This window comes from Caulobacter sp., from assembly GCF_017744445.1.
GTDB lineage: Bacteria > Pseudomonadota > Alphaproteobacteria > Caulobacterales > Caulobacteraceae > Caulobacter.
In genome coordinates this window covers 386,067-393,944 of record NZ_JAGIBH010000005.1, presented here as the reverse complement: position 1 = coordinate 393,944, position 7,878 = coordinate 386,067, and the positions used below count along the sequence as shown (strand labels likewise).

General features: G+C 67.8%; 6 protein-coding genes. 5 read left to right on the top strand and 1 reads right to left on the bottom strand.

Annotated elements, in window-relative coordinates; translation table 11 throughout:
- Positions 1 to 865, bottom strand: an 865-nt coding sequence (gene rhmD, locus J7528_RS09995) for an L-rhamnonate dehydratase (protein WP_291873485.1), incomplete at its 3' end; no start/stop codon positions are given.
- Between the two features lie 260 nt (positions 866 to 1,125).
- Here rhmD and J7528_RS09990 point away from each other — a divergent pair.
- The 5 genes from J7528_RS09990 to J7528_RS09970 all read left to right on the top strand — a co-directional run bounded on the left by J7528_RS09990 (position 1,126) and on the right by J7528_RS09970 (position 7,867).
- A complete protein-coding gene (locus tag J7528_RS09990) occupies positions 1,126 to 1,917 on the top strand; it encodes an IclR family transcriptional regulator (RefSeq protein ID WP_291873482.1) in 792 nt (263 codons plus the stop codon).
- A 22-nt stretch (positions 1,918 to 1,939) separates the two neighbouring features.
- Positions 1,940 to 2,701, top strand: a complete 762-nt coding sequence (locus J7528_RS09985; RefSeq protein WP_291873479.1) for an SDR family NAD(P)-dependent oxidoreductase — start codon at positions 1,940 to 1,942, stop codon at positions 2,699 to 2,701.
- 4 nt (positions 2,702 to 2,705) lie between these two features.
- A complete protein-coding gene (gene lldD / locus J7528_RS09980; protein WP_291873477.1) occupies positions 2,706 to 3,848 on the top strand; it encodes an FMN-dependent L-lactate dehydrogenase LldD in 1,143 nt (380 codons plus the stop codon).
- Positions 3,845 to 4,609 (top strand): rhamnogalacturonan acetylesterase, encoded by a 765-nt coding sequence (locus J7528_RS09975; RefSeq protein WP_291873475.1) that lies wholly within the window; start codon positions 3,845 to 3,847, stop codon positions 4,607 to 4,609. The genes lldD and J7528_RS09975 overlap by 4 nt, the downstream gene beginning before the upstream one ends.
- Before the next feature lie 228 nt (positions 4,610 to 4,837).
- Positions 4,838 to 7,867 (top strand): DUF4982 domain-containing protein, encoded by a 3,030-nt coding sequence (locus J7528_RS09970; RefSeq protein ID WP_291873473.1) that lies wholly within the window; start codon positions 4,838 to 4,840, stop codon positions 7,865 to 7,867.
- Positions 7,868 to 7,878 lie beyond the last annotated feature (11 nt).

Genomic DNA, 7,878 nt, shown 5'->3' with positions numbered 1-7,878 from the left:
GGATGATGTCGCAGCACTCCATCTCCAGCAGCATGCGGAAGCCCCAGCGGGTGGCCTCGTGCTCGCCGGTGGTGACCAGCATGCCCTTGGGGGCGTTCTTCTTCAGGTCGCGATAGCCCCAGTAGTCGTCGGGGCTCAGCGCTTCCTCGATCCACTTCAGGCCGTACTCGTGGGCCTTGTGGGCCAGCTTGGTGGCGTAGTTCAGGTCCAGCGACATCCAGCAGTCGAACATCAGCCAGAAGTCTTCGCCGCAGCGCTCGCGCATGGTGGCGAGCTCCTCGAGGTTCTTGCGCAGGCCTTCCTCGCCCTCGGCCGGGCCGTGGTGCAGGGGCATCTTGCCGCCGATGAAGCCCATCTGCTTGGCCAGGTCTGGGCGCGCGCCCGTGGCGTAGAAGGTCAGCTCGTCACGGACCTTGCCGCCCAGCAGGGCGTAGACCGGCTCCTGGCGCAGCTTGCCCAGCAGGTCGTACAGCGCCAGGTCGACGCCCGAGATGGCGTTCACGACTAGGCCCTTGCGGCCGTAGTACTGGGTGGAGAAGTACATCTGGTCCCAGATCTTCTCGACCTCGGTCGGGTCGCGGCCTTCCAGGAAACGGGCCAGGTGCTTTTCGACGATGTAGGCGGCGGGCTCGCCGCCAGTGGTCACCGCGAAGCCGATCGTGCCGTCGGCGGCTTCGATCTCGACGACCAGCGTGCCCAGCACGTTGATGCCGAACGACTGGCGGCTCTGGCGATATTCCGGGTAGCGCGACATCGGCGTGGCGATGTGGTCGTCGATCCAGTGGCCGTCACCTTGGTCATGATAGTCGGCGCCGCCCCCTCGGACGACGAACGCGCGCACATGCTTGATGACCGGAAACGCCATGGACGACGAGGCTCCAACCTGGAGGCGGTCGTTCTGGACGCCGCCTGGGGACAAGGGAGATGCGCTTGCCGGAAGCGTTCCGACAGGCCCGTGACGCCGCCTTTAGACCGCGCCTACCTCCCCAACATAACCTATGTCACGCTATCGGTTCGCGAGGCCGGCTGGCTCGTACAGAGTCGCCGTCGTTCCGCTTGCCTTGCGTTCCACAATATGAGAGGTAGTGCTACAAAATGAAACCAGCGTCAAGGGGAGCGGAACCGGTGGCGGCGGACGAAAACGCGACGACCAAGTCTCCCAGCGGCAGCCAAACCCTGTTCCGGGGCCTGGATCTGCTGGACGTGGTCGCCGAGTCCGGGACCATCGCTCTGCCGGCCCTCGCCAAGCAATTGGGCCTGACCCGCAGCACGACTCACCGCCTGGCCACGGCCCTGGTCGAGCGCCGTCTGCTCTCGCAGGCGCCGCGCGAAGGCTACAGCCTGGGCAGCAAGCTTCTGGAGCTGGGCTACCTGGCCAGCCAGCAGATGGATCTGCCGCGGATCGCGCGCCCGCATCTGGAAAAGCTGTGGGAAGAGACCGAGGACACCGTCCACTTGGGGGTGCTCGACGATGACCGCGCTCTGTACCTCGACAAGCTGACCGGCCGTCGCCGCATCAACATCAGCTCGCGCGTGGGCGATCGCCAGCCGATCCGCTCGACGGGCCTGGGCAAGGCGCTGGTGCTGGACGACACCGAGGACCGCTGGCGCACTCTGTACCGCTCGGAAGGCCAGGCCCTGCCGGGCGCGCCGGACGAGAAGCAGTGGATCGACTGGATGCGCGACTACTCCCAGCGCGGCATCGCCTTCGACCTTGAAGAAAACGAGGACCGGATCCGCTGCGTCGCCGCGCCGATCCGTGGGGCCTCGGGCCAGATCGTCGGCGCGATCAGCGTCTCGGGCGCGGCCCAGTACATGGACGACGACCGCATGACCACGCTGGTCGACGACGTGCGCGACACGGCCAACGCCATCGGCCGCGATCTGGGCTGGAACGGAAAGCGGCTGGCCCGCTGATGAGTAACTTAAAGAGGTAGGCATGCTGCTGAAGGACAAGGTGGTGCTGGTGACCGGCGCCTCGCAGGGGATCGGCAAGGCCGCCGCGATCGGTTGCGCTCAGCACGGCGCGGACGTGGCGATCAACTACCACTCCGACGAGGCCGGCGCCGCCGACGCCGTCGCCCAGATCGAGGCCCTGGGCCGCCGCGCCATCGCCATCAAGGGCGATGTGGCGAACGTCGAGACCGCCCAGTCCTTCGTGCAGGCCGCCGTGGACGCGTTCGGCAAGGTCGACGTGTTCGTCAACAACGCCGGCATCTGCCCGTTCCACGCCTTCCTCGACATGCCGCCCGAGGTCATGGAGCGGACGATGAAGGTCAACCTGTTCGGCGCTTACTACATGGTCCAGGCGGCGGCCAACCAGATGGTCAAGCAAGGCAACGGCGGCGCCATCATCGCCGTCAGCTCGATCAGCGCCTTGGTCGGCGGCGGCATGCAGACGCACTACACCCCGACCAAGGCTGGCGTGCACAGCCTGATGCAGTCGACCGCCATCGCGCTGGGCAAGTACGGCATCCGCTGCAACTCGGTGCTGCCGGGCACCATCGAGACGGCGATCAACAAGGAAGACCTGGCCGACGTCGCCAAGCGCGAATATATGGCCGGCCGCATCCCGCTGGGCCGCCTGGGTGAGCCCGACGACCTGGCCGGCCCGATCGTGTTCCTGGCCTCGGACCTGGCCAAGTACGTGACCGGCGCGGCCCTGCTGGTCGACGGCGGCGCGTTCGTGAACCTGCAGTAGTCCCGTGATCGTCTCGTCCACGACGGACTTCCGTGAGGCGGCGCGGCGCAAGCTGCCGCGCTTCCTGTTCGACTATATCGATGGCGGCGCCTATGCCGAGCGGACGCTTGGCCGCAACGTCTCGGACCTGGCCGACATCGCCCTGCGTCAGCGGGTGCTGAAGGACGTCTCGGCCGGTGATCCGTCGACCACGCTGTTTGGCGTCAAGCAGGCCCTGCCGGTGGCCCTGGCCCCGGTCGGCCTGACGGGCATGTACGCCCGCCGGGGCGAGTGCCAGGCTGCCCGCGCCGCCGCCAAGAAGGGCGTACCGTTCTGCCTTTCGACCGTCTCGGTCTGCGACGTCGACGAGGTCAGCAAGGCCTCGTCCAATCCGATCTGGTTCCAGCTCTACGTGCTGCGCGACCGAGCCTTCATGCGCGACCTCCTGGCCCGCGCCAGCGCGGCCGGGGCCACGGCCCTGGTGTTCACGGTCGACATGCCCGTGCCCGGCGCTCGCTATCGCGACGCCCATTCCGGCATGAGCGGTCCTAACGCCGCCGCCCGCCGCATGGTCCAGGCGATGTTCAAGCCGCAATGGGCCTGGGACGTCGGGGTGATGGGCCGTCCGCACACCCTGGGCAATGTCGCGCCGGTGCTGGGCGCCAATTCGGGCCTCGAGGACTTCATGGGCTGGCTGGGGGCGAACTTCGACCCCTCGATCCAGTGGAAGGACCTGGAGTGGATCCGCGACCTCTGGAAGGGGCCGCTGATCATCAAGGGCGTGCTGGATCCCGAGGACGCCAAGGCCGCCGCCGATATCGGCGCGGACGGGGTCGTGGTCTCCAACCACGGCGGCCGCCAGCTGGACGGCGTGCTGTCGTCGGCGCGCGCGCTGCCGGCCATCGCCGACTCGGTGGGTGACCGACTGACTGTGCTGGCCGATAGCGGCGTGCGCTCGGGCCTGGACGTGGTGCGGATGCTGGCCCTGGGCGCCAAGGGCGTTTTGCTGGGCCGGGCCTTCGTCTACGCCCTGGCGGCGCGAGGCGAAGCGGGCGTGACCCAGCTGCTGGACCTGATCGAGAAGGAGATGCGCGTGGCCATGGCCCTGACGGGCGTGCGCGATGTGGCCTCGATCGATCGTTCCATCCTGGCAGAGCTCGAGCGGTGATCGCCGCACTGGCCTTGGCGGCCGCGGTGTCGGCAACGCCGCCGCGCATCGTCATCGCCAGCGACTCCACCGCCGCCAACTACGGCCCGTCCCAGTATCCTCAGATGGGCTGGGGCATGGTGCTGAAGTGCTCGTTGGATCCGCGCGTCGAGGTCGTGAACTTGGCGCGTGGCGGCCGCTCGACCAAGACCTTCATCGAGGAGGGGCTGTGGGATCAATTGGTCGCCCAGCTCCAGCCCGGCGACACCGTCCTGATCCAGTTCGGCCACAACGACGCCGATACCAAGAAGATCGTCCGCTTCACCGATCCGAACGGCGCCTATGACGTCAATCTGCGCCGGTTCGTGGCCGACGTGCGGGCCAAGGACGCGACTGCCGTGCTGGTGACCCCGATCGCTCGTTGGCTGTGGGAGAACGGCGCGCCCAAGGACGCCCACGCCGCCTATGCGGCTACGATCCACCGCGTGGCGACCGACCTGAAGGTCCCGTTGGTCGACCTGGACGGCGACATGATGGCGGCGCTGAAGGCGAGGGGGCAGCTGGCTTCGCGTGGGCTCTACATGCAGTACCAGCCCTATGAGGGGATCGCCCGCTTTCCCGAGGGCATCAAGGACGATACCCACATCAATGAGCAGGGCGCGCGCCTGGGGGCGGCGCTGGTCGCCACGCGCCTGGCCAAGCTGAAGCTGCCGCTCTCGCGCTACGTCCATCCCGCGCCGCTGGACAACCAGGCGCGCTTGGGTGGGCCGAGCTGCCCCTAGACAGATAGAAAAATGGAGCGCCCCGGGAGGGAGGCGCTCCATAGGCCGGCACGGGGGATGGCCGGTGAAAAGTGCGCAGCGGCGCCCGAGGAGGCGACAGACCGCTGACCGAGAATATCTCAAAATATGAGATATCATCCGATATAATGAGATTGCTTGACAGCTCGCCGGGTGTCAAGCCAAAGGTGCATAAGAGCCTAAAGTGGCCTGACCAATGGGAGGTGTCGTATGTCGAGCCCGTTCCGGCCCGTGCCCTTCGCTTGCGCCGTCCTGGCCGCTGTCGTCCCAGCCCATGCCTTGGCCCAGCGCGCCGAGTTCACCTTCAACGACGGCTGGCGCATGGCGACGGGCGAGATCGCCGGGGCCGAGAAGCCCGACTTCGACGACGCCGCCTGGAAGGCCGTCACCCTGCCGCGCGCCTTCAACGAGGACGAGGCGTTCAAGGTCGACATCCACGACCTGAAGGGCGGGATCACCTGGTACCGCAAGCGCTTCGTCCTGCCGGCCGGCTTCGACAAGGCCTTTCTGGAGTTCGAGGGCGTACGCCAGGCGGGCGACGTCTATGTCAACGGCGTGTTGGCCGGCGGCCACGAGAACGGCGTCACGGCCTTCGGCGTCGACGCCTCCAAGCTGTTGCGACCCGCGCCGTTCGAGAACGTGGTCGCCGTCCGCGTCGACAGCGACTGGAAGTACAAGGAAAAGGCCACCGGCAGCGGCTTCCAGTGGAACAACAACAACTTCAATGTGAACTACGGCGGCATCCACCGCGCCGTGCGGCTGCACCTGACGGGCGGCCTGCGCCAGACCCTGCCGCTATATTCCAGCCTGGGCACGACCGGCGTCTACATCTGGGCCGACGACTTCGACATCAAGCGGCGGGCGGCGACCATCCACGCCGAGTCCGAGGTCCGCAACGAGACCGACCGGCCGCGAACGTTCAGCTACCGGGTCACTATCCGCGACGTCGACGGCAAAGCGGTCGGTGAGTTCGCCGGCCCGACCGTGACCCTGGCGCCCGGCGAGACCCGCGTCGTCACCGCCAAGCAGCGGCTGACCGGCCTGAACTTCTGGAGCTGGGGCTACGGCTATCTCTACGCGGTCTCGACGGCGCTGGTTGAGGACGGCAAGGCGGTCGACGAGGTCACCACCCGCACGGGCTTCCGCAAGACCGGCTTTGGCCAAGGCATGATCCGGCTGAACGACCGGGTGATCCAGGTCCACGGCTACGCCCAGCGCACCAGCAACGAGTGGCCGGCCCTGGGGACCGACATCCCGCCGTGGATCAGCGACCTCTCCAACGCCCTGATGGTCGAGAGCGGGGGCAACCTGGTGCGCTGGATGCACATCACGCCCGCGCGTCAGGACGTGACCTCGGCCGATCGCGTGGGCCTGCTGCAGGCCATGCCCGCCGGCGACGCCGAGAGCGACGTCACGGGCCGCCGTTGGGAGCAGCGCAAGGAAGTCATGGCCGACGCCATCGTCCGCTTCCGCAACAACCCCTCGATCGTCTTCTACGAGGGCGGCAACGAGAACATCAGCGACGAGCACATGGCCGAGCTGAAGGCCATCCGCGATAAGCTCGACCCGCACGGCGGCCGCGCCATAGGCTCGCGCGAGATGCTGTCCAGCAAGGTCGCCGAGTACGGCGGCGAGATGCTGTACATCAACAAGAGCGGCTCCAAGCCCGTCTGGGCCATGGAGTATTCTCGCGACGAGGGCGCGCGGAAGTTCCAGGACGACTTCACCCCGCCGTTCCACAAGGACAGCCCCGACTACAACCGCAACCAGGACAGCCACGCAGCCGAGAACGTCCGCCGCTGGTATGACTATTGGCGCGAGCGGCCGGGCGGCGGCGACCGGGTCAGCTCGGGCGGCGTCAACATCGTCTTCTCCGACAGCAACACCCACTTCCGCGGCGACAACAACTATCGTCGCAGCGGCGAGGTCGACGGCATGCGCCTGCCCAAGGAGGGATTCTACGCCCATCAGGTGATGTGGGACGGCTGGGTCGATGTCGAGCGGCCGCGCAGCCACATCATCGGCCATTGGAACTACGCCCCGGGCACGGTGAAGAACGTGCTGGTCGTCTCCAGCGCCGACAAGGTGGCGCTGAGTCTGAACGGCCGCGCGTTGGGCTTCGGCAAGAAGAGCGACGGGTTCCTGTTCACCTTCCCGCAGGTCGCCTGGCGGCCTGGGAAACTCGATGCGGTCGGTTACGACGCCAAGGGCAGGGTCGTCTCGCGCCATGCGCTGGAGACCACCGGTGAGCCCGCCGCCCTGCGCCTGACGCCGCGCGTGGGGCCGGGCGGCTGGAAGGCCGATGGCTCGGACGTGGCGCTGGTCGATGTCGAGGTCGTCGACAGCCAGGGCCGCCGTGTGCCGACGGCGCTGAACACGGTCAGCTTCTCCACGACGGGACCGGTGGAATGGCGCGGCGGCATCGCCCAGGGCGACAGCCTGGGCCGCAAGCCCGCGCCGCCGGCCTCTGGCGAGGAGAAAGCGGCTGGCGCGGATCAGGTGACCAAGTTCCCCGGCGCATCGCGGTCGGACGACAACTTCATCCTGTCCAAGACCCTGCCGGTCGAGGCGGGTGTGAACCGCGTCTCCCTGCGTTCGACGCTGGAGGCGGGCAGGGTGGTCGTCACCGCCAAGGCCGACGGCCTGCCGGACGCTTCGATCACCCTGGACGTCGCCGCGCCGCCCAAGGCCGACGGTCGCTGGCCCGTGGGCGACGACGCCTTGCCGGTCAGCCTGGTCCGCGGCCCGACGCCGGCGACCCCGTCGTTCAAGCCCTGGCGCGTCTCGGTGCGCCCGGCGGAGACGGTTGCCGGCTCCAACGCCGCCGACGCCCGCCTGGCGATGGACGACGACGAGATGACCCACTGGGCCAGCGACGGCCAGCTGGCCAACGCCTGGATCGAATACCGCCTGGACAGGCCCCAGATGGTCGACGAACTGGAGCTGAAACTGATCGGCTGGCGCCTGCGCTCGTATCCGCTGCGTATCACCATGGACGGCGTGACGGTCTATGAGGGCGTGCCGGCCAAGAGCCTGGGCTATGTGGTCCTGCCCTTGAAGCCGACGAAGGGCTCGCGCCTACGGATCGCTCTGACCGAACCGACGGTGGACCGCGACGCCTTCGGCAAGATCGTCGAGGTGAATGGCGCCAAGGCCAGCTTCGACACTGGGGCCGAGAAGGTGGCGGCCGGCGGACGGCTGGGCATCATTGAGGCGGAGCTGCACAAGCTCCTTCAGTAACTACAAAACTC